General features: G+C 65.0%; 24 protein-coding genes. 17 read left to right on the forward strand and 7 right to left on the reverse strand.

The window, feature by feature from the left end:
• The first annotated feature begins 196 nt into the window (after window positions 1-196).
• Window positions 197-634 carry a DUF5330 domain-containing protein gene (locus XH90_RS24140; protein WP_194476813.1) on the forward strand — a complete coding sequence of 146 codons (438 nt, stop codon included), beginning with the start codon at window positions 197-199 and terminating at the stop codon, window positions 632-634.
• Between the two features lie 70 nt (window positions 635-704).
• The gene (locus XH90_RS24145; protein ID WP_194476814.1) at window positions 705-1,133 is read left to right on the forward strand and encodes a SufE family protein; all 429 of its coding nucleotides are present in this window, start codon (window positions 705-707) and stop codon (window positions 1,131-1,133) included.
• A gap of 4 nt (window positions 1,134-1,137) precedes the next feature.
• Here the strand turns inward: XH90_RS24145 and XH90_RS24150 are convergent, their stop codons facing one another.
• Together XH90_RS24150 and XH90_RS24155 are read right to left on the reverse strand one after the other, a co-directional pair.
• Window positions 1,138-1,554, reverse strand: coding sequence for a MucR family transcriptional regulator (locus XH90_RS24150; protein WP_194476815.1), 417 nt, complete (start codon window positions 1,552-1,554; stop codon window positions 1,138-1,140).
• A gap of 160 nt (window positions 1,555-1,714) precedes the next feature.
• Complete coding sequence (locus XH90_RS24155) at window positions 1,715-2,587, reverse strand: DUF308 domain-containing protein (RefSeq protein ID WP_194476816.1); 873 nt, start codon at window positions 2,585-2,587, stop codon at window positions 1,715-1,717.
• Window positions 2,588-2,900: 313 nt separating this feature from the next.
• On the opposite strand from XH90_RS24155, the gene XH90_RS24160 reads away from it, so the two are divergent.
• A complete protein-coding gene (locus XH90_RS24160; RefSeq protein WP_194476817.1) occupies window positions 2,901-4,550 on the forward strand; it encodes a glycosyltransferase family 39 protein in 1,650 nt (549 codons plus the stop codon).
• Between the two features lie 174 nt (window positions 4,551-4,724).
• Window positions 4,725-5,504 (forward strand): class II aldolase/adducin family protein, encoded by a 780-nt coding sequence (locus tag XH90_RS24165; RefSeq protein ID WP_028153549.1) that lies wholly within the window; start codon window positions 4,725-4,727, stop codon window positions 5,502-5,504.
• A gap of 202 nt (window positions 5,505-5,706) precedes the next feature.
• Here XH90_RS24165 and XH90_RS24170 read toward each other — a convergent pair whose 3' ends face one another.
• The 3 genes from XH90_RS24170 to XH90_RS24180 all read right to left on the reverse strand — a co-directional run bounded on the left by XH90_RS24170 (window position 5,707) and on the right by XH90_RS24180 (window position 10,233).
• Window positions 5,707-7,101: a M20/M25/M40 family metallo-hydrolase gene (locus XH90_RS24170; RefSeq protein ID WP_194476818.1), complete on the reverse strand. Its 1,395-nt coding sequence runs from the start codon at window positions 7,099-7,101 to the stop codon at window positions 5,707-5,709.
• A 42-nt stretch (window positions 7,102-7,143) separates the two neighbouring features.
• Window positions 7,144-8,469: a glycosyltransferase family 87 protein gene (locus XH90_RS24175; protein WP_194476819.1), complete on the reverse strand. Its 1,326-nt coding sequence runs from the start codon at window positions 8,467-8,469 to the stop codon at window positions 7,144-7,146.
• Window positions 8,470-8,610: 141 nt separating this feature from the next.
• Window positions 8,611-10,233, reverse strand: coding sequence for a helicase HerA-like domain-containing protein (locus XH90_RS24180; protein ID WP_194476820.1), 1,623 nt, complete (start codon window positions 10,231-10,233; stop codon window positions 8,611-8,613).
• 349 nt (window positions 10,234-10,582) lie between these two features.
• Between XH90_RS24180 and XH90_RS24185 the strand changes: the two genes are divergently transcribed.
• From XH90_RS24185 to XH90_RS24245, 13 genes are all read left to right on the forward strand, one after another.
• On the forward strand, window positions 10,583-10,948 hold the full coding sequence (locus XH90_RS24185) for a DUF2267 domain-containing protein (protein ID WP_194476821.1): 366 nt from the start codon (window positions 10,583-10,585) through the stop codon (window positions 10,946-10,948).
• 26 nt (window positions 10,949-10,974) lie between these two features.
• The gene (locus tag XH90_RS24190; protein WP_194476822.1) at window positions 10,975-11,382 is read left to right on the forward strand and encodes a DUF4332 domain-containing protein; all 408 of its coding nucleotides are present in this window, start codon (window positions 10,975-10,977) and stop codon (window positions 11,380-11,382) included.
• Window positions 11,383-11,568: 186 nt separating this feature from the next.
• Complete coding sequence (folP, locus tag XH90_RS24195; protein WP_194482789.1) at window positions 11,569-12,429, forward strand: dihydropteroate synthase; 861 nt, start codon at window positions 11,569-11,571, stop codon at window positions 12,427-12,429.
• Window positions 12,426-12,794, forward strand: a complete 369-nt coding sequence (gene folB, locus XH90_RS24200) for a dihydroneopterin aldolase (RefSeq protein ID WP_194476823.1) — start codon at window positions 12,426-12,428, stop codon at window positions 12,792-12,794. Before folP ends, folB begins: the two co-directional genes overlap by 4 nt.
• Window position 12,795: 1 nt before the next feature.
• Window positions 12,796-13,287: a 2-amino-4-hydroxy-6-hydroxymethyldihydropteridine diphosphokinase gene (gene folK / locus XH90_RS24205; protein WP_194476824.1), complete on the forward strand. Its 492-nt coding sequence runs from the start codon at window positions 12,796-12,798 to the stop codon at window positions 13,285-13,287.
• Window positions 13,288-13,368: 81 nt separating this feature from the next.
• Window positions 13,369-15,240 carry a methylmalonyl-CoA mutase subunit beta gene (locus XH90_RS24210; RefSeq protein ID WP_194476825.1) on the forward strand — a complete coding sequence of 624 codons (1,872 nt, stop codon included), beginning with the start codon at window positions 13,369-13,371 and terminating at the stop codon, window positions 15,238-15,240.
• The gene (locus tag XH90_RS24215) at window positions 15,237-15,701 is read left to right on the forward strand and encodes a GFA family protein (RefSeq protein ID WP_194476826.1); all 465 of its coding nucleotides are present in this window, start codon (window positions 15,237-15,239) and stop codon (window positions 15,699-15,701) included. Before XH90_RS24210 ends, XH90_RS24215 begins: the two co-directional genes overlap by 4 nt.
• A gap of 23 nt (window positions 15,702-15,724) precedes the next feature.
• Entirely contained in the window at window positions 15,725-17,881 is a 2,157-nt protein-coding gene (gene scpA, locus XH90_RS24220; protein ID WP_194476827.1) for a methylmalonyl-CoA mutase, read from the forward strand.
• Between the two features lie 175 nt (window positions 17,882-18,056).
• Window positions 18,057-18,872 carry a DUF3298 and DUF4163 domain-containing protein gene (locus XH90_RS24225; protein ID WP_194476828.1) on the forward strand — a complete coding sequence of 272 codons (816 nt, stop codon included), beginning with the start codon at window positions 18,057-18,059 and terminating at the stop codon, window positions 18,870-18,872.
• A 117-nt stretch (window positions 18,873-18,989) separates the two neighbouring features.
• Window positions 18,990-19,976: a tripartite tricarboxylate transporter substrate binding protein gene (locus tag XH90_RS24230; protein ID WP_194476829.1), complete on the forward strand. Its 987-nt coding sequence runs from the start codon at window positions 18,990-18,992 to the stop codon at window positions 19,974-19,976.
• 39 nt (window positions 19,977-20,015) lie between these two features.
• Window positions 20,016-21,005: a methylmalonyl Co-A mutase-associated GTPase MeaB gene (gene meaB / locus XH90_RS24235; protein WP_194476830.1), complete on the forward strand. Its 990-nt coding sequence runs from the start codon at window positions 20,016-20,018 to the stop codon at window positions 21,003-21,005.
• Complete coding sequence (locus XH90_RS24240; protein WP_194476831.1) at window positions 21,002-21,661, forward strand: pyroglutamyl-peptidase I; 660 nt, start codon at window positions 21,002-21,004, stop codon at window positions 21,659-21,661. The genes meaB and XH90_RS24240 overlap by 4 nt, the downstream gene beginning before the upstream one ends.
• Before the next feature lie 93 nt (window positions 21,662-21,754).
• On the forward strand, window positions 21,755-23,125 hold the full coding sequence (locus tag XH90_RS24245) for a TIGR03808 family TAT-translocated repetitive protein (protein WP_194476832.1): 1,371 nt from the start codon (window positions 21,755-21,757) through the stop codon (window positions 23,123-23,125).
• A gap of 19 nt (window positions 23,126-23,144) precedes the next feature.
• Here the strand turns inward: XH90_RS24245 and XH90_RS24250 are convergent, their stop codons facing one another.
• Together XH90_RS24250 and XH90_RS24255 are read right to left on the reverse strand one after the other, a co-directional pair.
• Complete coding sequence (locus tag XH90_RS24250; RefSeq protein ID WP_194476833.1) at window positions 23,145-23,753, reverse strand: TIGR03809 family protein; 609 nt, start codon at window positions 23,751-23,753, stop codon at window positions 23,145-23,147.
• A 482-nt stretch (window positions 23,754-24,235) separates the two neighbouring features.
• Complete coding sequence (locus XH90_RS24255; protein WP_194476834.1) at window positions 24,236-25,918, reverse strand: S8 family serine peptidase; 1,683 nt, start codon at window positions 25,916-25,918, stop codon at window positions 24,236-24,238.
• Window positions 25,919-25,922: the final 4 nt, after the last annotated feature.

A 25,922-nucleotide genomic window follows, 5' to 3' on the forward strand; every position in this document is an offset into this window, starting at 1 on the left:
TTGGTGGACATGCAGGTCCGGACAACCACGGCCGCCCTCGTCAATCGAATCTTTACGAGACCTCGTCTTGCGAAGATTTTTGCGTCAATTTTCCGCGAATTAAGCTCAAGGCAATCACTTGCGATTTATCGAGAGTTGCTAGGTCGAAACGCGCGCGGACAACGCCGCCGCGGGATCTAACGTACAGGTCGATAAGATGCGCTTTCTGCTCCGCATCACATTCTGGCTCGGGCTGGTGCTGGTGCTCCTGCCGCGGGACAAGACGCCCGAATCGGAGAAGCTGCCGCAGATCGGCGCTGCCGACGCGGTGCAGGCTGCGACCGCGGCCGTCTCCGACATGAGCCAGTTCTGCAAGCGCCAGCCGGCGGCCTGCGAGGTCGGCGGCCAGGCCGCGACCATCATCGGCCAGCGGGCCCAGGACGGCGCGCGCAAGATCTACCAGATCATCAACGACAAGAAAGAGCAGATCACCGACGAGAAGAACGAGAAGACCAACAAGAAGGCGCCCGACCATACCGGCTCGATCACCGTCGCCGGTGAAGGCGACGCGGCCGCCACCGAGGCGCCGCGCGACACGCTGACCCAGGACGATCTTGCGCTGGAATGGCACGGACCCGAGCCGACGCCGAATTAGGGCCCCAATCCTATCGATTTCACGGCCTCGCGTGCCTATATTGGCGGGAAGCGGGAACCACGGGCCATCAATGACTTCGATCGACGACATCAGGGACAATTTCGAGCTTCTGGACGACTGGGACGACCGCTACCGGTACGTCATCGAGCTCGGCCGCACCCTGGAACCGATGCCCGAGGAAGAGCATTCGGCCGAGAACAAGGTGAACGGCTGCGTCAGCCAGGTCTGGCTCCAGAAGCTGGTCGATCGCGGCAATGGCGTACCGATCCTGAGATATCGCGGCGACAGCGACGCGCACATCGTGCGCGGGCTGGTCGCGATCGTACTCGCGCTCTATTCCGGCCGCACGCCGCAGGAAATTCTCGCGACCGACGCGATTTCGGTGTTCAACGAGTTCGGCTTCCGCGACCACCTGACGCCGCAGCGCTCCAACGGCCTGCGCTCGATGGTCGAGCGCATCAAGACCGACGCGAAAGAGGCGCTCGCGGAAGCGTCTTGAGGAGTTACTTCCCCTTCTTCCGCTGCTGCTGCCCGAGGCCCATCTTCTTTGCCAGTTGCGAACGGGCCACCGCGTAGTTCGGCGCGACCATGGGATAGTCGGCCGGCAAGCCCCATTTCTCGCGATATTGCTCGGGCGTCATGTTGTACTGGGTGCGCAGATGGCGCTTCAGCGACTTGAATCGCTTGCCGTCTTCGAGACACACCAGATAGTCCGGCGCGATCGACTTCTTCAGCGACACCGCGGGCTTTGCCGGCTCGAGCGGCGTCTCGACACGTCCCGAGGACACCCGCGTCAAGGCGCCGTGCACCTGGCTGATCAGGTTCGAAATTTCGGCGGCCGGTGTCGGGTTGTTGCCGACATAGGCCGACACGATGCTCGCCGTCAGCTCGATGAAACTCTTGGCCCCTGCATCCGACATGGGCGCGCCCCTCTCCAATCAGGCTCCGTCGCGGCATGAGCGACGGTGAAGTATTCTGTGTCGACAATACTTTTGGCCGAAATAGGACAACTTGGAAAGTTGTATCGATTACTGATCTCGCGACAAGAACCGGAAGATTTGACTTGGACGCGCGAGGTCGTCAGCCACCACGCTGGTCGAGATGGGCGCGCAGTTCATCGATCGAGGCAAAGCGCATCATGCCTTCGGGCATCTGCGCCTCGATCGAGCCGTCGGAATAGAGCGAATAGGCCATGCCGTCGACGATACCGGATTTGAGCACCGTCACCTGCGGCTGTTCGGCCGGCGGCGGCTCGGACGCCGGCAGAGGCGCGGCGGGCTGAGGCGCGGCAGGCTCGAAGGTCGACGATGGGCGCTGCAGCGGCCGACGCACCGCAGACGGCTCCGGCGGCCGCGCGCGGTCCGGCTTCGGCCAGGCGTCGTCGAAGCTCGCGTGTGGAGTGTCGGGCGCGGCCGGCTCCGCGGGCTCGGTGCGCGCCTGCGGCGGTGGACCTTCGGCAGCCTTCGCCTCGGCGCGCTCGCGCTCCTTGCGCGAGCTCGAGGCGAACATCAGGTTGCGCCGGCGCGGTGGCTCCTGCGCTGTGGGCGGCTGCGGAGGCACTTCCGCCTCGGCCGTCGCCTCGGCGCCTGGGCGCACGGGCGCTTCAGCCTGCCATGGCAGCCCAGCCGGCGATGGCGGCTCGGCCCGCACCGCCGCAGCAAGCTCCGGCGCAGGCGCACTCAGTCCATTTGGCGACGCAAGGCCCGGCGGGAGCACCGGCCTGACGCGTACCTCCGATGCCGCGCCCGCCCCGGCCAGGCGACGCGCGATGGCCTTCAGCTCGAGCACCACGGCGTAGAGCCCGACCAGTAACATTCCGGAGCAGACGCCAATCGTTCCGCTGGTTATGAGCGTGCTGCCGAGGCTGAAATCCCTGATCGAATAGCCAAACGCGACCGCAAGGAGGCCCGCCACCACGGCGAAGATCCCAGCGATCAACAAAGCCACGTTCATCGAACACACCCCCGGCCACGCATCAACGCGCGACACCCGCTACGCCACGATACCGTCATACTGCGTCCCTCGCCAACGACCAATTGCCGCCACCGTTCCTAAAGGGAAGGATATCAGGGACTTATTCACATTCCCTTCAGCAACGTTCAGCTAGCTGTCAGGTGCTCCAAATTGGTCGGAAATTGCTGCGTCGCATCAGGAATTTAGCCATAATGCCCAATTACTTGGTAATGGAACTGCGCTATAGGGATTCCGGGGAGCAGGCCCGCGCGCACCAGCAGGGCCGAGAGGGTCGTCCGGGTCACCAGCAGCCATGACATCCATCACGACTTCGGCGATCGACACGCCACTCGGGCGCTCGGTTGAACGGACTTGCGACGACATCGCCATGCTGGTGCTGGCTGCCGTCGCCGTCGTCGCAGGCCTGACCTTCCGCGACTACGGGCTCGGCTGGGACGACTATACCCACGCCGAATATGCCGACCTGCTGCTGCGCATGTACGGCTCCGGCTTCAGGGACACCGGCGCGCTCTCTTTCGCCAACCTCTACATGTATGGCGGCGGCTTCGACATGGCCGCAGCGCTGCTGCACAAGGTCATTCCGCTCGAGCTGTTCGAGACGCGACGCCTGGTCGGCGCGATCGTCGGCGTGATCGGGCTCGCGGTGACGTGGCGGCTCGGCCGCCGCATCGGCGGCCCTCTTGCGGGCCTCGCCTCGCTCCTGCTGCTCGCGCTCTGCCCGATCTTCTACGGCCACATGTTCATGAACCCGAAGGATGCGCCCTTCGCGGTGGCGATGATCATCCTGATGCTCGGCCTGGTCCGGCTTGCCGAGGAATATCCAAAGCCGACGCCGCGCACCATCCTGATCGTGGGCCTGGGCGCGGGTCTCTCGATCGGCTGCCGCATCCTCGGCGGTCTCGCGCTGGTCTACGCCATGATCGGCTTCGTGCCGCTGTTCCTGGAGGAGCTGCGCACCGAAGGCGCGCGCGAAGCGATCAGGCGGTTCGCCCATGTCGTCTACGTGCTGTTGCCCGGCCTCGTGTTCGGCTATCTCGTGATGGGCCTGATCTGGCCGTGGTCGATCATGGAGCCCGGCAATCCCTTCGAGGCGCTGACGTATTTCTCGCACTTCTTCGAGAAGCCCTGGAAGGAGATGTTCGACGGCGCGCTCGTGTCCGTGCCCGACATGCCCTGGTCCTACCTGCCGACGCTGTTCGCGCTGCAGCTGCCCGAAGTGATGCTGGTGCTGACGGCCGGCGCCGTGGTCGGCACCTTCGCCATGCTGCCGCGCCGCGAGGTTCCGGCGCGCCGGAAGACCATCATGCTGATGCTGACGCTGGCGGCGGCCCTGCCGCTCGCGATCGCGATGGTGAAGCGTCCGGCGCTCTACAACGGCATCCGCCACTTCGTGTTCGTGATCCCGCCGATGGCGGTGCTGGGCGGCGTCGCCTTCGCCTGGACCATGGAGCGGCTGCGCGCCAACCATCGCGCCTGGCAGCCGGCCGTGCTCGCGTTGTTCTGCTTTGGCCTCGCGTTGCCGCTTGCCGAGATGATCCGGCTGCATCCCTATCAGTACACCCACTTCAACCACATCGCCGGCACGGTGCGCGGCGCCGACGAACGCTTCATGCTGGACTATTGGGGCCTCGCGCTGAAGCAGGCCTCCGACGAGCTGCGCGAGCAGCTGGTCGAGCGCCAGGAAGCGCCGCCGCGCAATCGCAAATGGAAGGTCGCGGTGTGCGGTCCGCAGCGCCCGGCCCAGGTCGCGCTCGGCCCCGACTTCACCATCGGCTGGGATTCCAATGCCGCCGATTTCGCCATGACGCTCGGCGAATTCTACTGCAAGGGTCTCACCGCGCCCGTGATGGTCGAGATCAAACGCGACGACGTGGTGTTCGCCCGCGTCTACGACATCCGCGGCCGCAGCATTTCCAGCCTGCTGTCGATCCCGGCGCCGTAGAATTCTCTCCCTAGCCCGGACAGAGTGCAGCGAATCCGGGGCCGTGAGAGTGTCGCGCATTCCGCTCCGCTCCATGCGGGCTACGCTTGGCTGCCGCGATTTCGTCGCCTTGCCGCCCGCCCCTTGCGAGACTAGGGTACCTCCCCGCAACAACGAAGTTCGGAGAGATTTGCCATGTCGCCAGCGGAAGCCCGCCTCAAGGAAGTGCCGTCAAACATGACGGAGGCCGAGTGGCAGCAACGGGTCAATCTCGCTGCCTGCTATCGTCTGGTGTCGCTGTATGGCTGGGACGACCTGGTCGACACCCACATCTCAGCGCGCGTGCCCGGGCCCGACCATCACTTCCTCATCAATCCCTACGGGCTGATGTTCGACGAGATCACGGCCTCGAGCCTCGTCAAGGTCGACCTGCACGGCAACCAGCTCTCCGAGAGCGAGTACAGCATCAACCCGGCCGGCTTCACCATCCATTCGGCGATCCACGAGGTGCGCGAGGACGCGATCTGCGTGCTGCATCTCCACACCCTCGACGGCACCGCGGTGTCGAGCAGCGCAGAAGGCCTGTTGCCGCTGAACCAGACCGCGCAGCTCGTGACCCACGACCTCGCCTATCACGACTATGAAGGCATTGCGCTCGATCACGACGAACGGCCGCGGCTCCAGAAGGATCTCGGCGATCACAACCACATGCTCCTGCGCAACCACGGCACGCTCACCGTCGGCCGCTCGGTCGCCTCCGCCTTCGAGCGCATGTACCACCTCGAGCGTGCCTGCTCGATGCAGGTGCGCACACGCGCGCTCGGCACGCCGGTCTATCCGGTCGAGGAGATCGCGATCGAGAAGAACACGGAGCTGCTCGCCAACCGCGACCGCGCCGAGCTGCGCGCGACCAACCTCGTCTGGCCGCCGCTGCTGCGCAAGCTCGACCGCGAGCTGCCGGGCTACCGATCTTGAGATTTGCGGGGTTTCGTGTAGGGTAGATGTCACCTACCTCTGCACGTTTTGGAATGAAACGCCGCCCAATTCCGGGCGGCGTTTTTATTTGGTGAGCTTCGTGGGGTGGATGAGCGAAGCGTAATCCACCCCACACACGCGTATGCGGAACGAAGTTGGTGGATTACGCCTTCGGCTAATCCACGCTACGGCACCGGTGCCCTTACTTCACCTCCGCCAGCGCCGCGAGGATCCTTGCCCAGGAGCGGATGCCCTTCTGGAAGCTGCGCAGATCGTACTTCTCGTTCGGCGAGTGGATGTTGTCGTCGTCAAGGCCGAAGCCGACCAGCAGCGAGTCCAGCCCGAGCGTCCGCTTGAAGTCGGCGACGATCGGGATCGAGGCGCCGGAGCCCATCAGTACGGTCTCCTTGCCCCACTCTTCGGTCAGCGCCTTGCGGGCGGCGGCCAGCGGCTTCATGTTCCAGTCGAGCGCAACGGCGGGCGCGGCGGAATGGTCGCCGAACTCCACCTTGCAGTCGCCGGGAAGTCGCGCCGTCACGTAGTCGCGGAAGGCCTTGCGGATCTTCTGCGGGTCCTGTCCCTCGACCAGGCGGAACGAGACCTTGGCGGACGCATGCGAGGGGATCACCGTCTTGGAGCCTTCGCCGATATAGCCGCCCCAGATGCCGTTGACGTCGCAGGTCGGGCGCGAGGAGGCCTGCTCGATCAAGAGCCGCCCCTTCTCGCCGGCCGGGATCGAGAGCCCGATCGGCTTCAAGAACATCTCAGGCGTCAGATTGAGCTTCTTCCACTGCTCCAGAATGTCGGGCGGCAGGTCTTTCACGCCGTCGTAGAAGCCGGGGATGGTGATGCGGTTGTCGTCGTCGAACAGACCGCCCAGAATTTTCGTCAGCACCCGGATCGGGTTCATCGCGCTGCCGCCGAACACGCCCGAATGCAAATCGCGATTGGCCGCCGTGATCTTCAGCTCTTCATAGAGCAGGCCGCGCAGCGACGTCGTGATCGCCGGCGTGTTGCGGTCCCACATGCCGGTGTCGCAGACCAGCACGTAGTCCGCCCTGAACTCGTCCTTGTTGGCCTCGATGAACGGCACGAAGTTCTTCGAGCCGACCTCCTCCTCGCCTTCGATCAGGAAGGTGACGTCGATCGGCAGCGAGCCCGTCACCGTCTTCCAGGCGCGGCAGGCCTCGACGAAGGTCATCACCTGGCCCTTGTCGTCCTCGGCGCCGCGCGCGACGATGATCTTGCGGCCGTCGGCATGGTCGGTCACCACTGGCTCGAACGGCGGACGGTGCCAGAGGTCGAGCGGATCGACCGGCTGCACGTCGTAATGGCCATAGAAGATCACGTGCGGCCGTCCGCCCGCCCCCGTCTTGCCGACGATCGCGGGATGGCCGGCGGTCGGCCTCACCTCGGTCGCAACGCCGAGGCTGGCGATGTCCCCGGCGAGATGTTCGGCGGCCGCCCTGCAATCGCCGGCAAAGGCCGGATCCGCGGAGATCGACTTGATGCGCAGCAGCGAAAACAGCCTCTCCAGGCTGTTGTCGAAGTCCTTGTCGATGTGGTCGAGCACGGATTGAAGCTGCGCGTTGGCCATGGTCGCATTCCCTGACTTCTGGAGTCTCAAGATGGCTTGAGTTCAAGCTGCTTTGGCTTTTAACCCTGCCGGGGCGTCGGAGCTAGCCGCATCAGGCGGATGCCGGAGATGCCAGGCGAGGCAAACCGCCAGAACCGCCGTGGCGGCGAGGTTGTTGCCCCAGGCCTGAAAGGCGTTGGGAAATGGGGGCAGCGACAGCAGCATGAGAATGCCGGCCGCGGCGAGCGCAAGCCAGGTTCCCAACCGCACCCTCGGCCGCAGATCGAACGCGGCCCGATGCATCAGCACCGTGAACGGCAGGAACAGCCACATGAAGTAGTATTGTCGCGCCAGCGGCGAGGCCACCGTCATCAGGCAGAACAGGATGCCGAGCTCCTCGGCATCCGAGTGCGCCGTTCGCCGCCGCCGTGACGGCATGACCGCAACGAAGCCAAGTCCCAGCAGAACCGATACCGCGACCACGATCCAGTTCGCCGTCCTGTAGCCGACGTCGATGACATTCATGGTCCGCACGGGCTTGGCGGGATCATCCAGATTGTAGTTGATCGGCCGCACCAGCCGGTGCGTCACCGCGATGATGGACTGGTTGACCCATGACCAGTTCTGCTCGTCACGCTGGCCGAACCCCTTTTCCGAGCTCGAAGCGACCATGCCCTGGTACCAGGTGTTGAGCTCGGCGGCATTGCGCTCGAAGCCGCGGATCGGCGCCGGCACGACAAAGAGCAGGATGCAGGTGAAGGCGATCATCCCGATGACTGCGGCCCACTGCCGGCGCCAGACGAGATAAGGCAGCACCGCTACCGGAAACATCTTGATGCCGGTGGCGAGCGCGAACATGAAGCCGGCAAGCCAGGGCCGATTATGCTGCAGGCTCCAGAAGCCGTAGAGCATCATCGCCAGCAGCAGCAGGTTCGGCTGACCGAGATCGAACATGTCGAACACGAAGGTCACGGTGGCGAACGCCGGCAACGCTTCGAGCCATGGCCCGGGCTTTCGATCCGAGCCGGTCATCGCGTTGGAGAGGATGCCCGTGTACCACCACGCCACCGCGTTCAGGACTGACAGCACGAGATAAAGCGGGATCTTGCCGAACCAGCTCGGGATCGCGAGCAGGATCGCCGGCAGCGGCGGGTAGATATAGGCAAACAGCTCGGTGATTTTTGGGTAGAGCGGGCCACCATGCAGCACCTGCTGCCCGGCCCAGAACCACAGCGCGTAGTCCTTGGTCTTGCCGTGGCCGAAGATCTCGGGACCAAGGACATCGGCGGTGAGGATGACGCAACAAAACAGGAAAAGCAGATCGAGCGGCGCGCGCAGGGACGGCAGGCGCAATGCGCGATGTTCATCTGAGGGCTTCGAGAGTGTCACATCATGTCCAGTCGGAAACAGACAGCACGTAGCAGACCGACGGAAGCTTGGAGAGTCCCCCTGACCCGAATTTGTGCCTGTCCCGGTACCGGTCGCGGTGCCCCTGGCCGAGGATGAATTGCCCCAAATGGGGCTGGCTGCCTACCTTCGCAGCAATCCGCCGAGCGCACCACGGACGAGCGCGCGGCCGACCGAGCCGCCGAGCTGGCCGCCGACCGATTTGCCGAGATCGGCGACGACGCCGCCGACCACCTTGTCGGTGACCGTACGCGTGACGTCGCGCGCGATGCGCTGTCCCGTCGTCAGCCGGTTGCGCCCGGTATTGGTGCCGAAGATGGTGCCGACCATCGAGCCGATCTGACCGAGGATACCGCCGCCGCTCGCCCCCGCCTGGCCGTCGGCCGTCACAGCGGTGCCGGCAATGCGCTTCTGAAGGATTTCATAGGCGGACTCGGAATCAACAGCGGTGTCGTATTTGCCCTTCACGGGGCTCGCATCCATGATCGCCTTGCGCTCCTCAGGAGTGATCGACCCGATGCGGGCCGAAGGCGGGCGGATCAGCACACGCTCGACCATCGCCGGCGTGCCGTTGCCTTCGAGGAACGACACCAGCGCCTCGCCCTTGCCGAGCTCCATGATCACCTTGGTCGTGTCGAGCTTCGGGTTGGGCCGAAAGGTCTGGGCGGCGGCTGCGACCGCCTTCTGGTCCCGCGGGGTGAAGGCGCGCAACGCGTGCTGCACCCGGTTGCCCATCTGCCCGAGCACGCGGTCGGGCACGTCGATCGGATTCTGCGTGACGAAATAGACGCCGACGCCCTTGGAGCGGATCAGGCGGACCACCTGCTCGATCTTGTCCATCAGCGCCTTCGGCGCGTCGTTGAACAACAGATGCGCCTCGTCGAAGAAGAACACCAGCTTGGGCTTGGGCAGGTCGCCGGCCTCGGGCAATTCCTCGAACAGCTCCGACAGCATCCACAGCAGGAATGTCGCGTAAAGCCGTGGACTCTGCATCAGCTTGTCGGCGACGAGGATATTGATCATGCCGCGGCCGTCGCGGTCGGTCTTCATGAAGTCCTTCAGGGTCAGCGCCGGCTCGCCGAAGAATTTGGTGCCGCCCTGGTTCTCCAGCACCAGGAGCTGGCGCTGGATGGTGCCGACGGTGGCCTTGGTGACGTTGCCAAAACCCTGGGCGGCCTTGCGGATCGGCGCGAGCGGATCTTCCTCCGCGTCCGGCCCCTTCTTGCCGCTATCGGGCACGATGGCATCGAGCAATGCCCTCAGATCCTTCATGTCGATCAACGCAAGGCCGTTGTCGTCGGCCACGCGGAAGGCGACGTTGAGCACGCCCTCCTGTACGTCGTTGAGATCGAGCATGCGCGACAGCAACAGCGGCCCCATTTCGGTGACGGTCGCCCGCACCGGGTGGCCCTGCTCGCCGAACACGTCCCAGAACACCGTCGAGAACTGGTCGGGCTCGAAATTCAGCCCGATCTCGGTAGCGCGCTTGATGATGAAATCCTTTGCTTCCCCGACCTCGGAAATGCCGGAGAGATCGCCTTTGATGTCGGCGGCGAACACCGGAACACCGGCCCGCGCAAATCCTTCCGCCATCACTTGCAGCGTGACCGTCTTGCCGGTACCGGTCGCTCCGGTGACAAGGCCGTGACGATTGGCGAGCGCCAGCGTCAGCCAGGCCAGCTCGTCTCCCTTGCCGACGAAGATCTTGTCGTCGGTATCGCCGAGCTTGTTGTCCTGCGCCGTCATCACACTCTCTATCTCTTTAGTTGGTTTCGCGTATTGAAACTCAAGCCGATCAGTTCCGTAGTTTAACGCATGTCGCAAGCCGATTGAAACCGTGCAAGACACCCTCGACATGCGACATTGTCGGAGGATGAGCGCGCGGCATCCGCCAAAAGTCGGACGCGCGCATTCGCACCGCGGCAATTTCTGATGAATTTTTTCTCCGCTCTTGCATCGCTGCAACACTTTACGCGTCTTCGAGAATGAATCGGAACGCCGCGTGCGTTCATCGCTTGTATTTCACATCGCACCGGCTCAAGATCATTTTTCGGAATAATACTCCGGCATGCAACCGGCTGAGGGGCGGGTCAATATGGACGAGCTGATCGGGCGGCTGGCGACAAACGCCAGCATAGATGGTGCTGTCGCTGAAAAGACCGTCGGCATTATCCTGGGCTTCCTTCGCAGCGAAGGTCCCTCCGACAGCGTGCAGGCCCTGATCGACCAGATCCCCGGTGCAGAAGGCGCGATCGAAGCATCCAGGAGCGGCGGCGGACTGTCGCGGCTGATGGGCGGCGGGCTGATGGCCGTCGGCACACGCCTGATGGGCCTCGGGCTTGGCATGTCCGACATCCAGAACGTGGCCCGTGAACTTTTCCGCTACGGTCGAGACAAAATCGGAGCGGATCAGATGGGCAAGATCATCGCGGGCACGCCGGGCCTCAGCCAGTTCGCTTGAAGCCGTCGCATTTCATACCGAGTATCATGACATATCCGATCTCCGAGATTGAGAGCCTGCCGGCCTTTGCCGCCAACAAGCTGAAGGCGCACGGCATCCGCACCACCGACGCGCTGCTGGAAGCCGCGAGCACGGCCAAGGGCCGCAAGGCGCTCTCGGCCAAGACCGGCATCAGCGAGCAGCTGCTGCTGGAGTGGGCCAACGTCTCCGACTACATGCGCATTCCCGGCATGGGCCGGGCCAAGGTCGGCCTGGTCCGCGCCGCCGGCGTCACCACCGTGCGCGAGCTCGCCTTTCGGAATCCGGCCAGGTTGGCGCAGAGCATGCGCGAGGCCAACGACCGGAAGAAGCTCGTCCGTATCCTTCCTTCCGAGAAGTCGGTTGGCGACATCATCGCCAAGGCCAAGAAGCTGCCGCCGAAGATTACGTACTAGGTCTCTTTCGGCATACGATCTGCAGCGTTGGCTTTCGGTGTCATACCCCGCGAAAGCGGGGTATCCAGTGCGCCGCAGTTCCTCCGCATCACGGCACGGCCTCGGAGTACTGGATTGCCCGCCTTCGCGGGCAATGGCAGGAGGGTGGTCTTGACTCCCCCTGCCCGACCGCGCAAAGCCACGCGCATGAATGCTTCGCCCTCCCCATCCGTCCAACAGGCCGGCTCGGCCGGGCCTGATGCGCTGCGGACGCTCGTGGGCCGGCCGCTCCCGGCGGTGATGGGCGTGCTCAACATCACCCCGGACTCCTTCTCCGACGGCGGCGACTTCATCGCGCCGGACCAGGCGCTTGCGCGGGCGCGGGCGATGATCGATGCCGGCGTCGACATCATCGATATCGGCGCCGAGTCTACCCGGCCCTACAAGGGCGCCCAGCCGGTCACGGCCGCGGATGAACTGGCCCGGCTGAAGCCGGTGCTGGCTGATATCGTGGCGCTCGGCGTGCCTGTTTCGATCGACAGCATGAAGGCGGAGGTCGTGGCCTTCGCGCTCGCCGAGGGTGCCGCCATTGCCAACGACGTCTGGGGCCTGCAGCGCGACGCCGGCATGGCGCCGCTGGTCGCCGCCAAAGGCGTCCCCGTCATCGTCATGCACAATCGTGACAGCGTCGACTCCGCCATCGACATCGTCGCCGACATGAAGGCGTTCTTCATGCGCTCGCTCGACATCGCTGCCAAGGCCGGTATCGCACGCGACAAGGTCGTGCTCGATCCCGGCATCGGCTTCGGCAAGACCGCCGAGCAGAGCATGATCGCGCTGGCGCGCTTGCGCGAGCTCGACATGTTCGGCCTGCCAATCCTCGTTGGTGCCTCGCGAAAACGCTTCATCGCCTCGGTGTCGCCGTCGGAGCCGAAAGAGCGGCTCGCCGGCTCTATCGCCGCGCATCTGATCGCCGCGCAGAAGGGCGCCAAGATCATCCGGACCCATGACGTCGCCGAGACCTTGCAGGCCCTGCGAGTCGCAAACGCAATCGAGAGCAAGCAATGACAGATACGATCTTCGTCACCGGCCTGTCGATCCACGCCCGCCATGGCGTGATGGATCACGAAACCGAAGTCGGCCAGCGCTTCGTGATCGACCTCGAACTCTACACCGATTTGTCGGGGCCTGCGCGCAGCGACCGGCTCTCCGATACGGTCTCGTATGCCGAAGTCGTGGCAACCACCACGGCGGCGTTCAAGAACACCAATTACAAGCTGCTCGAGGGCGCGGCGGGCGCGGTCGCCGACGCCATCCTGTCGCACTTCCCGCGCATCCGCGCCGTGAAGATCACCGTGCACAAGCCGCATGCGCCGATCGCGGCGATCTTCGACGATGTCGGCATCATGCTGACGCGCTCGCGGCATCCCTGATATGGCGAGCGTGCTGATCGCCCTCGGCGGCAATGTCGGCGATGTCCGCGCGACATTCAAAAAGGCGATCGCCCATGTCTGCGGCATGGCGCAGGGCGCATTGGTCGCACGCTCGTCGGACTACACCACGCCGCCCTGGGGCGACGAGGACCAGGATCCCTTCATCAACGCCTGCGCCGAGATCGAGACCGACCTCGATCCGCACGCGCTGTTGTTCGTCATGCAGAAAGTCGAGCAGAAATTCGGCCGCACGCGCAACAAGGACCGGCGCTGGGGCCCGCGCACGCTCGATCTCGACATGATCGCCTATGACGATGTGTCGATGAACAAGCCCGATCTGACCCTGCCGCATCCGCACCTGTTCGAGCGGGCGTTCGTGCTGGTGCCGCTCAACGAAATCGCGCCGGATCGCGTGATATCGGGCATTCGTGTGCGTGACGGGCTCGCCAGCGTCTCAACGCAAGGCATTGAGCGGCTTCCGGATACCGGTTAACCAAAAACAACCGTTTGCAGGGACGGTCCGCCGTGGCAATTTCGCCTGCGAATGTCGAGATTTTCGGGAGCCCTTGGCCGTATGACCTCCGTGACTGACGATCTGCCGCTGGCGGCCGATTTTCCCAAGGCGACGGACGCGGACTGGCGCAAGCTGGTTGATGGCGTGCTGAAAGGCGCGCCGTTCGAGAAGCTGATCGGCAGGACCTATGACGGTCTCAAGATCGAGCCGCTCTATCCACGCGCCAAGGGGGCTGCGCTGGTGGCGGGACGGTCTGCCGCCGCGCCGTGGCAGATCATGCAACGGATCGACCATCCCGATGCGGTGGCCGCGAATGCGCAGGCGCTCACTGACCTCGAGAATGGCGCGACGGGACTCTCGCTGGTGTTCGCCAGCGGCAATGGTAGTCACGGTTTCGGCCTGGAACCGACGGCCGACGCGGTTGCAAAGGTGTTGAAGGACGTTCATCTCGATGCCGGTATCGGTATCGAGCTTCAGGTCGGTCAGGAATCGCGGATGGCCGCGATCCACGTCGCGGAATACGTGAAGAGCAACGGCATCGATCCCGCGGCCTGCGACATCCGCTTCGGGCTCGATCCGCTCGCGGCCTGCGCCGTGTGGGGCTCCAGCCCCTACAACTGGGAGGAGATCGTTCCCGCCGTCACAGGCGGGATCAAAGGCCTCGCCGCGCTAGGCTTCAAGGGGCCGTTTGCCTCTGCCGACGGGCGCGTGATCCATGATGCCGGCGGCTCCGAGGTGCAGGAGCTGGCCTTCGCGCTCGCCTGCGGCGTCGCCCATCTGCGCGCGATCGAATCGGCCGGCGTTCCGCTGGAAGCCGCGCAAGGCATGGTCTATGCGCGGCTTGCCGCTGATGCCGATCAGTTCTTGACCATGGCAAAGTTTCGCGCGCTGCGATTGTTGTGGGCACGCGTCGAGGCTGCGTGCGGGCTGGCACCAAAACCGCTGTTCATTGCCGCCGATACCGCCTGGCGCATGCTGACGCAGCGCGATCCCTACGTGAACATGCTGCGCGCGACCATGGCGACGTTCGCAGCCGGGCTCGCCGGCGCCAATGCGATCACCGTGCTGCCGCACACGCTGGCGCTCGGCCTGCCCGATCCATTCGCGCGGCGCATTGCGCGGAACACGCAGCTTCTGCTGCTGGACGAGAGCAACCTCGCCAAGGTCAGCGATCCCGCGGCCGGCTCCGGCGGCATCGAGACGCTGACGGCGCAGCTCTGTGAAGCAGCGTGGGCGTTGTTCCAGGAGAGCGAGAAAGCCGGCGGTGCCTTCGCAGCACTTCAACAGGGCCTGTTCCAGGGTAGGGTCGCAGCCGCACGAAAGGCGCGCGATGCCAGCATCGCAAAGCGCCGTGACGTGCTGACCGGCGCGAGCGAGTTTCCGAACCTGCATGAGAATGAGGTGACGGTGCTGAAGGCAACGCCCGTCGCGCTGCCCCCCTATGGCGAAGCCAAATACAAGTTCGACGCCCTCGTCCCGATCCGGCTTGCGCAACCGTTCGAGGCGCTGCGCGACAAATCCGATGCGGCACTGAAAGTGAGCGGCAAGCGGCCGAGCGTGTTCCTGGCCAATCTCGGCACGCCCGCGGACTTCACCGCGCGCGCGACCTTCGCCAAGAGCTTCTTCGAGACAGGCGGCATTCAGGCCCTCGACAGCGAAGGTTTTGCCGATCCGGCCAGACTGGCAGCCGCCTTCAGGGCTTCCGGCGCGGCGCTTGTCTGCCTTTGTTCCAGCGACAAGGTCTATGCGGAACACGCCGAAGCCGCGGCGAAGGCCCTGCAAACGGCGGGGGCGCGACATATCTATCTGGCAGGCCGTCCGGCTGAAGCCGAGGCGACATTACGTGCGGCCGGCGTCACGGGCTTCGTCTTCGCCGGTGTTGACGCGCTCGCCACGCTGCAAGACGCTTATGTGCGGATGGAACAGGCATGACCGACGCCAGCAAACCCGTTCTCACCGGCGGCTGCCAATGTGGCGCGGTGCGCTTTGCGATCTCGGCGACGCCGAACCGGGTGTCGATCTGCCACTGCCGGATGTGCCAGAAGGCGAGCGGCGCGCCGTTCGCTTCCTTCGCCGATGTCAACCGCACGGATTTTGCATGGACCAAGGGGCAGCCGTCGTTCTTCCGCTCGTCCACGATCGCCGACCGCGGCTACTGCGCCGCCTGCGGCACGCCGCTGAGCTTCGGCCGCATCAATGGTGACCGGATCGAGATCATGACCGGCGCCTTCGACCGGCCCGATCGGTTGGTGCCGACGCGGCAGTACGGAACGGAATCCCGCCTCGGCTGGGTCGTTGGCATTTCGAACCTGCCGAGCCAGACCACGCAGCAGAATTACGGACCGGAGAAGATGGCGACCATCGTCAGCCATCAGCATCCGGACCACGATTGAGCGTCCATGATATGGTTGAAGCCATGAGCCGCATTCCGAACTTCGCCGATGTCGCCTTCGAGCGCGCGGCAACCGCCGCACCGTCAGGCAGCGCCGAGCCGTGGCTGACGCCGGAGGGCATTCTGGTGAAACCCGCTTATGGCGAGGCTGATCTGGCTGGGCTCGATTTCCTCGAGACCTATCCGGGCATCGCGCCTTACCTGCGCGGACCCTACCCGACCATGTATGTCAACCAGCCCTGGACCGTCAGGCAATATGCCGGCTTTTCCACGGCAGAGGATTCCAACGCGTTCTACCGCCGCAACCTCGCGGCCGGACAGAAAGGCCTCTCGGTCGCGTTCGATCTCGCCACCCATCGCGGCTATGACTCGGATCATCCGCGCGTCGGCGGCGACGTCGGCATGGCCGGCGTCGCCATCGATTCCATCTACGACATGCGCACGCTGTTCGCCGGCATCCCGCTCGACCAGATGAGCGTGTCGATGACCATGAACGGCGCGGTGCTGCCGATCCTAGCGCTCTATGTCGCCGCCGCAGGCGAACAGGGCGTCGCACCGGAAAAGCTGTCGGGCACCATTCAGAACGACATTCTGAAAGAGTTCATGGTGCGCAACACCTATATCTATCCGCCCGCGCCCTCGATGCGGATCATCTCGGACATCTTCGCCTACACCTCGCAAAAGATGCCGAAGTACAATTCGATCTCGATCTCCGGCTATCACATGCAGGAGGCCGGCGCGACGCAGGATCTCGAGCTCGCCTACACGCTCGCCGACGGCGTCGAATATCTTCGCGCCGGTCTTGCCGCAGGCCTCGACGTCGACCGCTTCGCCCCGCGCCTGTCGTTCTTCTGGGCGATCGGCATGAACTTCTTCATGGAGGTCGCCAAGCTGCGCGCCGCGCGCCTGCTCTGGGCGAAGCTCCTGAAGCCGTTCAATCCGAAAGACCCGCGCTCGCTGTCGCTGCGTACGCATAGCCAGACCTCCGGCTGGTCGCTGACCGCGCAGGACGTCTTCAACAACGTGATGCGCACGACCGTCGAAGCGATGGCGGCGACGCAGGGCCACACCCAGTCGCTTCACACCAATGCGCTGGATGAGGCCTTGGCGCTGCCGACGGATTTCTCGGCGCGCATTGCCCGCAACACCCAGCTGTTCCTCCAGCAGGAGAGCGGCACCACCCGCATCATCGATCCCTGGGGCGGCTCCTATTATGTCGAGCGGCTCACGCGCGACCTCGCCGCGAAGGCCTGGAGCCACATCCAGGAGGTCGAGGAACTCGGTGGCATGGCCAAGGCGATCGAGGCTGGCGTGCCCAAGCTGCGCATCGAGGAGGCATCCGCGAAGACCCAGGCCCGCATCGACGCCGGCAAGCAGGCGGTGATCGGCGTCAACAAGTACAAGCCGACGGACGAAACGCCGATCGACATCCTCAAGGTCGACAACACCAATGTCCGGCGCCTGCAGATCGACAAGCTGACGCGGCTGAAGTCCGAGCGTAACCAGAAGGACGTCGACGCCGCACTCGCTGCGATCACGCGCTCGGCCGGGGAAGGCAACGGCAATCTGCTCGCGCTCGCCATCGACGCGGCGCGGGCCAAGGCGACCGTTGGCGAAATTTCGGACGCGATGGAAAAAGTGTTCGGCCGGCACCGCGCCGAGATCAAATCCATCACCGGCGTCTACAAGCGGGAGGCGTCCAGCATGGGCAACCAGGTCGAGAAGGTCCAGGCGCTGATCGACGCCTTCGAGGAGGCGGAAGGCCGCCGCCCGCGCATCCTGGTGGCCAAGATCGGCCAGGACGGCCATGACCGCGGCCAGAAGGTGATTGCGTCGGCGTTTGCCGATATCGGCTTCGACGTCGACATCGGGCCATTGTTTGCGACCGCCGACGAAGCCGCCCGACAGGCGGTCGAAAACGACGTTCACATCCTCGGCGTCTCCTCGCTCGCCGCCGCCCACCTCACCGCGGTGCCCGAACTGAAGGCCGCGCTGAAGAAGCAGGGCCGCGAGGACATCATGATCATCGTCGGCGGCGTGGTGCCGCCGCAGGACTACGACGCGCTCAACGCCGCCGGCGCCGAAGCCATCTTCCCGCCGGGCACGGTGATTGCGGAGGCCGCCGAGGAGCTGATCCGGAAGCTGAATGCGCGGCTCGGGCATAGCGAGGCGGCGGAGTAATTCCGCCACCTCTCGCTCCCGCTATCAAACCCGCGGGCTTGCTGCCGCGACCAATCTTCACGTCCCAGTGTTGGCGCCGCGCATTCCGCGCCGGTTCATCTTGCGGTCATTACGCTCATGCAGACGGTCGAGCGCCGCGACGGCATCGCCGCGACGGCGGTCGGATAGAGAATTGATGGATATTGAAGTGACATATCATCGTGCCAATGTGCGGGCCGGGTTGCTCGTTATCCTTTCGGCCATCGCGACGATCGTCTTGGCCTCCCCCTCCCTCGCCGCCGACCCCAAGCCCGACGCAATCATCAAGAACAAGAACATCGAGGCGCGGGTAGTCCTCGACGACAAGATCAAGGCCGATGTGCCGCTCGCGGCGGATTGCCTCGCTGAGGGAAAGAAGTGGCTCGACAAGAACGCAGCCGACGCCGCCGCTTCGCGCAAGCAGGATCCGCAATTCTTCAAGGACGGCGGCTGGGAGTTCGAGCGCAAATATACGATCCGCTCCGTCGTTGCCGACCGCTATGTCAGCCTCCTGCGCGACGACTACATGGATACCCACGGCGCCCATCCCAATTCGGACGTGAACACGGTGCTGTGGGATAGGTCGGAGAACAAGCGCATCTCGATCCGGCCGTTCTTCACCGAGACCGCCGACGACGGCGCGACCATGAAGGCGATGGTGAAGGCCATCATCGCCTCGCTGAAGATCGAGAAGAAGAAGCGCGACAGCAGCGAGACCGCGACCAATGAATGGTTCAAGGGCCTCACACCGAGCCTGCTCAAGATCGGCGCCGTGACGCTCGCGCCGTCGACCGAAGCGGGCAAGAGCTCCGGCCTGACCTTCCACTATCCGCCCTATGCCGTCGGCCCCTATGCGGAGGGCCAATATGTCGCGTTCGTTCCGTGGGAGGCTTTGAAGCCCTATCTGACGCCGGAAGGGGTACGCATTTTCGGCGGTGCGCGGCCAAAAGGCGACGCTGAGGAGCAGCAATAGCGAGGGAACCGGTTGCTCACAGCTGCTCGGGTCGGCCGCTTGCGACGTCCGTGCAAAGCTGCGTAGCATATTGCATTGGTACGAGCCCGATTCCCGAGGGCGCCGCCGGGATCATTGATGCGACGAATCACGCGCCGCAGTTTCGCGGTCTCTTCCGTGGCCGCGGCCACATCTGCACTGTTCACGCCCGCACACGCGCAAGCCTACCCGGCGCGGCCGGTGACCTTGATCGTTCCCTGGGGTGCGGGCGGCGGCTCTGATGCAACCGCGCGCATCGTCGCAACGCTGCTGGAGAAAGAGCTCGGCCAACCGTTCAACGTCGTCAATCGCACCGGCGGGTCCGGCGTCACCGGCCATGCCGAGATCGCAGCCGCAGCGCCGGACGGCTACACCATCGGCATGCTGACGGTGGAAATCGCGATGCTGCATTGGCAGGCCCTGACGCAGTTGGCGCCGCGAAACTTCACGCCGCTGGCGCTGATGAACGAAGACCCGCCGGGCGTCCAGGTCTCGACGTCCTCGCCGTACAGGACGGCGAAGGAGCTGATGGATGCCATCAAGCTGGCAGCGCCGGGACGGTTCAAGGCCTCGGGCACCGGACAAGGCGGCATCTGGCATCTCGCACTCGTCGGCTGGATGCAGGCGATGGGATTGCCGGCAAACCAGGTCGCATGGTCGGCGTCGAATGGCGCGGCACCCGCCATGCAGGATCTCGTCGCGGGCAGCCTCGATCTCACCACCTGCTCGGTGCCGGAGGCGCGCGCCACCATCGAGGCTCACCAGGCGCGCAGCCTGGCGGTCATGGCGCTTGCGCGCAATCCGAGCTTCCCCGATGTCCCGACTCTGAAAGAGACGCTCGGCGTCGACTATTCGACCAGCTCATGGCGCGGCATCGGCGCCCCCAGGGGCCTTGCCCCTGATATCGCGACCAGGCTGACCGGGGCTCTGAAGAAGGTTTACGATTCCACTGCATTCAAGGAATTCATGACCGGACGCGGCTTTGGCACCGTCTGGCGCGATGCCGGTCAGTTCGAAACCTTTATGGACCAGGCGGATCGCCAGATGGGGCAAGCCATGAAGGCCGCCGGATTTGCCAAAGCCTGAGGCCCTCGCCTGCCTGCTTCGGCCGTTGTAAAGCAGGGCATGGTTGAGAAGAAGACTTCGCTCGATATCACGACCCTCGCCCGCGACCTCCGCGCCGGCCATCGTGCGGCCCTGGCGCGCGCCATCACGCTGGTGGAGAGCCGGCGTGGCGATCATCAGGCGCAGGCGCGCGAACTCGTGCAGATGCTGCTGCCGGACACCGGCAAGGCGGTCCGCGTCGGCATCACGGGCGCGCCCGGTGTCGGCAAATCCACCACCATCGACGTGCTTGGCACCTATCTGATCGAGCAGGGCAACAAGGTCGCCGTGCTCGCGGTCGATCCGTCCTCGGCGCGCAGCGGCGGCTCGATCCTCGGCGACAAGACGCGGATGGCGCGGCTGTCGGCGTCGGACGCGGCCTTCATCCGTCCCTCGCCGTCCTCGGGCACGCTCGGCGGCGTCGCGGCCAAGACGCGCGAGGCGATGCTGCTGTGCGAGGCCGCCGGCTTCGACGTCGTGCTCGTCGAGACCGTCGGCATCGGCCAGTCCGAGACGGCAGTCTGCGACATGACCGATTTCTTCCTCGCACTGATGCTGCCGGGCGGTGGCGACGAGCTGCAGGGCATCAAGAAGGGTCTGGTCGAGCTCGCCGACATGATCGCGATCAACAAGGCCGACGGCGACAACCTCAAGCGCGCCAACATCACCGCCGCCGACTATCGCGGCGCGTTGCACATCCTCAGCCCCCGCTCCGAGCATTGGCACCCGCCTGTGATCACCTATTCGGCGCTGACCGGCACCGGCATCGCGGAACTCTGGCAGAAGGTTCTGGATCACCGCAGGGCGATGAACGCATCCGGCGAATTCGCCGCCCGCCGGCGTGACCAACAGGTCAAATGGATGTGGTCGATGCTGGAGCAGCGTATGCTGTCGCGGCTGCGCAGCGAGGCTTCGGTGCGCACCAAGGTACGGAAGATCGAGTCCGAAGTGGCGGACGGCCATCTCACCCCGGCGCTCGCCGCCGAGCGGATCCTGGAGTTGCTGCAATGAGCGACAAGCTCCGTATTCTCCTCACCGGCTTCGGTCCGTTTCCCGGCGCGCCGCATAATCCGACCCAGCCCCTGGTCGCGCGACTGGCGCTGTTGCGCCGCCCGGCACTCGACGATGTCGATATCTCGCGCCATATCTTTCCGGTGACCTATGCTGCAGTCGACCGGCAATTGCCTGACGTTCTGGCGGAGGTGAAGCCGGATGCGCTTTTGATGTTCGGCCTCGCCGCGCGCACACCATACCTGCGCATCGAGAGCCGCGCGCGCAACGCCGTCACCATGCTCTGGCCCGATGCGGCCAACACCCGTTCGAGCAAGCGTGGCATCGCCGGTCATGCCGACGCGATGACGTTCGGCCCGCACACGGCACGGCTGCTGCGTGCCGCGCGCCTCACCGGCATCGACGCGCGGCCCTCGCGCGATGCCGGCGCCTATCTCTGCAACTATCTGAGCTGGCGCGCGATCGAAAACGTCAGGGCTGGCGGACCGAAGCTGGCGGCGTTCATCCACATTCCCCTGCTAGCGCGCAGCGGTGCAGCGCGGCGCAAAGGCGCGCCGCGGATCACGCTGGAGGAACTGGTGGACGCGGGAGAAGCGATGCTGATGGAGATGGTGGGTTTGGCGAGGAAGGCGCGGAACACGCGCGCTTTGCGGTAAACATTTAACCCTACCGCGAACAATCCCGACGGCGTCGTCCGCCCTGCGCTACCTAACTTCCGCGGACACCCCGCGTCCGCCGAAGGACGCGCCATGAACCTCAATCGCCGTCACCTCATCGGAGCCTCGACTGCCGGCATCGCCGGTGCGCTCGCCATGCCCTCGGACGCCGCTCGCGCGGCGCCGCTGACGTCGCTGCTCGGCCGCGACGCAACCCAGTACGGCGTGCGGCCCGGCAGCAGCGAGGACCAGACGCGCGTTCTCCAGCGCGCGATCGACGAAGCCGCGCGCGCACAGATGCCGCTGGCGCTTCCGCCCGGGCTCTACCGGGCCGGGCTGCTGCGGCTACCGAACGGCGCGCAGGTGATCGGCGTGCGCGGTGCGACCAAACTCATCTTCACCGGCGGAGCCTCGGCGATCCAAAGCGACGGCTCTGACTCAATCGGCCTCACCGGCCTCACCTTCGACGGCGGCGGCATTCCGCTGCCGACGCGGCGCGGGCTCGTCCATGTGCTCGGCGGCCGCGACGTCCGTATAACCGATTGCGAGATCACCGGCTCCGGCGGCAGCGGCATCTGGCTCGAGCAGGTGTCAGGCGACATCTCCGGCAACATCCTTACCAACATCGCCGTGACGGCGGTCGTCTCGTTCGACGCGAGAGGACTCAGCGTGTCCCGCAACACCATCGTCGGCACCAACGACAACGGCATCGAGATCCTGCGCACCGCGATCGGCGATGACGGCACCATCGTCGCGGACAACCGCATCGAGGACATCAAGGCCGGCCCCGGCGGCTCCGGCCAGTACGGCAACGCCATCAACGCCTTCCGCGCCGGCAACGTGATCGTGCGCGGCAACCGCATCAGGAATTGCGATTACTCCGCGGTGCGCGGCAACTCGGCCTCCAACATCCACATATCGGGCAACAGCGTCAGCGACGTCCGCGAGGTCGCGCTCTATTCCGAGTTCTCGTTCGAGGCCGCGGTGATAGCCAACAACACGGTCGATGGCGCCGCCGTCGGCGTCTCCGTCTGCAATTTCAACGAAGGCGGCCGCATCGCGGTGGTCCAGGGCAACATCATCCGCAATCTGATCCCGAAGCGGCCGATCGGCACCGCGCCTGACGACGACGCCGGGGTCGGCATCTACATCGAGGCGGACACGTCGGTCACAGGCAATGTGATCGAGAACGCGCCGTCCTACGGCATCGTCGCCGGCTGGGGCAAATATCTGCGCGACGTCGCGATCACGGGCAACGTGATCCGCAAGGCGCTCGCCGGCATCGGCGTCTCTGTCGTGCCGGGCGCCGGCATCGCCCTCGTCAACAACAACATGATCTCGGAAACCCCGCGCGGCGCCGTGGTCGGCCTCGACCATGCACGGGCCGTGACCTCAGACCTGTCGGCCGACGGCGCGCAGCGCTTTGCGCAGGTGGTGATCGGCGGAAATGCGGTGCGGCAGTAGCGGGACGCCCGGCCTTGCGCTAGAACGTATTCCGCAGCAAGGGGTACTTCGCTTCGATGCCATCGAGGCTGAAGGTGAATTCGACCACGCGCTCGGGGGCCGCGACGATTTCATCGGCGGGTGGCGAGAAGGTCTGAAGGAACGATGCGATCGACGGCGCAGCCAGAGCGGCTGGCGCAGGCGGTGCCGCCGGCGCCCCCTGAACAACCGGTGCAATCGGCGCATCGAGGACTTCGGCAAGCACGTCCAGCGTGGGCTCGAGCCTGACCGGGACGGCGGTCTCGGGTGCGATGTGCACGGCTTTTGGCTGAACGGTCTGAACCTGCTCGCGCGGAAACACGCGCGGCATCGTCGCCGGTGACCAGCCGAATGCGGAGGTCACACTGGCGGCGGCCGCGGCGACATCCCCGCCACTCGCCAGCGCGCGCCAGGTCTGGACCGCGCGCTTGGCTTCCTGGATGTTTTCGAGAAATGCGAGCTCCGAGTGATAGCGGCGCCAGCGGCCGGTCTCGAACATTTCGGAGAGATGCTCCAGCCGCTGTTCGGCGAGAGCGCACCAGCGCGCCGCAATCTCGCGGGTGGCCGCGCCTTGGCCAACCTCTTGGCCAACCCCATTGCGATGTGTCATGAATCAGCCCGTCTTGAGAAGAATACGGACGCGACGCAACGCACACGAATCAATTTAGACGCGACGTGAATATTTTGTGGAAAAGTTTTGACTTGTCCAGCAACGACACGGCCGTCGTCATCAAAGACCGTAGTCGCGCGGAGTTTTCAGGGATTTCAGAGTCAAGCTTCGCGCAAGCATAGCGGGCTTGCCGCGTGCCGGTGCGGCCTCGCAACGACGAGGCGCGTCCGCGGGCTCAACCGCAAGCTGATCTCGCATTGCGCTTCAAGAAATCGGATGCCCAAAAGAAAAGACCCGTCCGGGGGGACAACCGGACGGGTCGAGCCATATGGGCGCTTGGGGTGGATGGGCGCTCGCGCCTGATATGACTGATGGGGAGGGATGACCGCTCCCACATAGATTGGTCGTGGCAGCGGGCTGGACGTTCAAAAGCGGCGTTCGAATTTTTGACCTTTGGCCGGCGCGCAAAGTTGTCGCAGGCGCTAGCGCGACGCCGGTCTATCCACCTGAGAAATCGTGGATTTATCGTCGGCGCTCGACAGCGAGGGCTGCGCGATCGCGCGGATGCCGGGGTCGTCGCGACGCTTGCCGGCATCTTCACGTTTAGTTGTACCGGCAGCAGCGACCGGCGTCGTGCTGTCGACCGGAACGGCCATGACCGCGGCAAACGCATCGGCCTCGCCGTCACCGTAGAGATCATCGCGCCCGGGTGAACCGAGATCGCGGGCGGTCTTAGCCAGCGTCATCCGCAACGCTTCCGGCTTGAGCGTGTAGTTGCGCTCCAGTAGCAGTGCCGCGACGCCGGAGACGTAGGCCGCCGAGAAGGAGGTGCCTGATGTCATCTGGTACTTACCGTCAGGCGCTGGCAGGAAGATGTCGACGCCGGGCGCCGCCAGCGCGATGTAATTGCCGCGGTTCGATGCCGTGAACAGCTTGTCCTGCTGGTCAGTCGCGCTGACCGCGATCACGTTGGGATTGGCCGCAGGATAGAGCGGCGGCGATTTGGCACCGGCATTGCCGGCGGCTGCTATCAGCACAAGCCCGCGCTCGGCGCTCGCCGCGATCGCGCGCTCGATCACCGCGTCCTTGGGACCTGCAAAGCTCATATTGACGATCTGGGCGCCGTGCTCGGCGGCATAATTGAGCGAGCGCAGGATGATGTAGGACGAGCTCTCGGCGCTGCCGCCGGTGCCGCCGAAGGCCCTGATGGCGATGATGCGCGCCTCCGGCGCGCTGCCCATCAGCCTCGCATGCGCCACGATGGCCCCCGCAATACCGGTGCCATGGACATGGGCGCCCTCGCTGCTGCCCAGCGCGTCGAAATTGTCGGCAATGGAGTTGGCGAGTTCGGGATGTTTGGCGTCGATGCCGGAATCGATCACGGCAACCGTGACATTGGCGCCGTGCGCCAGCGTATGCGCCTGGGGCAGACGCAGCTTCGACAGCGCGTATTGCGCCGGATCGCCCTCGGTCGGCACCGACGGCTTCTGATCCTGGAGCACGTAGCGGAAGTTCGGCTGAAGCGAGCGCACGCTGCCGTCGGCGGCGAATTCGCGCCGCACCGTCTCATATGGCCGTCCGTCCGTGATGCGGAACAGGCCAACCGTAGCCCCGATCAGCGGAAAATTCTCCGATGCAATTCGCGCGAGCCCATGACGCCGCGCGAGTTCATCGGCCTCGGTCAGTGACAGCGCGCTGTCGATTTCGGCCACGAATTCGTTGGCGTAGGTGCGCGAGACGACACCGACAGGCGTATTGTTGCCCCGCCCCTTGCCAGTGCTCTTCTTGGCCGATTTGCCGGCCCCCCCGCCGCCTCCGCTCGGCTGTGCAAGGCACTCGCCATCGGCATCGCGATAAGGCGCGGAGCAGGCCGGGTAGAGGTTCGGCGAATAGTGCGCATAGGGCAACATCGGGTTCGGCGCCATCCGCGCCGAAATATGCGGCGTCGTCGGCGCCACGCGCGGACCGTGGTCGACACTCATCACCCTGGCCGCAACATTCGGAGAGATCGTCGGTACGCGCGAGGGAACGCTGATCGTCGGCGTGCGCATGATCGCCTGGGCGTGCGCCACCTCGATGCCGAGACAGGCGGCGAGCAGGAGCGCAACTCCAACCGAGGAAGCATAGGCTCCGATCCGCAACTGACTCCCGGATTTGCGCATCATGGGT

The sequence above is a fragment of the Bradyrhizobium sp. CCBAU 53338 genome (assembly GCF_015291665.1).
Taxonomy (GTDB): Bacteria; Pseudomonadota; Alphaproteobacteria; order Rhizobiales; family Xanthobacteraceae; genus Bradyrhizobium.